We start from the raw sequence: 943 nt of genomic DNA on the forward strand, positions 1-943 counted from the left end.
GAACCTGTCCGCATTTTTGTGGGCGAGGCGGTTGAACAACGCGTTATCCACGCGCCTGCATAAATCGCTCGCCGAACAGGATAGCAAACTGGTTCATCGCTGATTTCCAGTCGAAGGCGGACCGCACGGTCTTGGCCAGTACATTGCGCAGCGCCAGCCAGAGCAGCTTGATGGCCGCCTCGTCATTGGGGAAGTGACCACGGGTCTTGATGATCTTGCGCAACTGCATGTTCAAACTTTCTATGGCGTTCGTGGTGTACACGACCCGTCGAATCTCCGGCGGGAACACGTAGAACGGTACGACGTGCTCCCATGCTCGCTGCCACGATTGCACGATGGTCGGGTACTTCGCGCCCCAAGGTCCGTCGGCGAAGTCCTGCAGCGCCTGCTGTGCCGCCTCTTCGCTGGCAGCCGCGTAGATCGGGCGCAGCGCTGCGGCCAATGCCTTGCGATCCTTGTAGCTGGCGTACTCGAGACTGTTGCGGATCAGATGCACGATACAGGTCTGAACGGTGGTTCGCGGATAGGCCGTGCTGATGGCCTCGGTGAGCCCCTTCAGGCCATCGACCACGGCGATCAGGATGTCTTGGCAGCCGCGCGTCTTCAGTTCGTTGAACACCTTGAGCCAGAACTTGGCGCCCTCGGTCTGCTCGATCCAGAGGCCCAGCACGTCGCGCTGGCCGTCGGCCTGGATGCCCAGCGCCAGATACACGGCCTTGTTGCTGACCACACCGTCGTCGCGGATCTTGACCCGCAGCGCATCGAAGAACACCACCGGATACATCGTTTCGAGCGGGCGACTCTGCCAGCTCAGCGCCTCGGCCATCACCTCGTCGGTGACCGAGCTGATGAAATCGGGCGAGACCTCGGTGCCGTAGTGCTCGGCCAGAAATCCCTGAATCTCGCGCACGCTCATGCCGCGGGCGTACATCGCGATGATGCG

At 61.6% G+C, this 943-nt stretch carries 1 protein-coding gene; it reads right to left on the minus strand.

Annotated elements, in window-relative coordinates:
- Positions 1 to 43: 43 nt before the first annotated feature.
- Positions 44 to 943 (minus strand): IS256 family transposase (locus tag DIE22_RS37800; protein WP_124607553.1); only part of this gene is annotated, 900 nt, incomplete at its 5' end.

Origin of the sequence: Burkholderia sp. Bp9142 (genome assembly GCF_003853415.1) — a bacterium.
Taxonomy (GTDB): domain Bacteria; phylum Pseudomonadota; class Gammaproteobacteria; order Burkholderiales; family Burkholderiaceae; genus Burkholderia.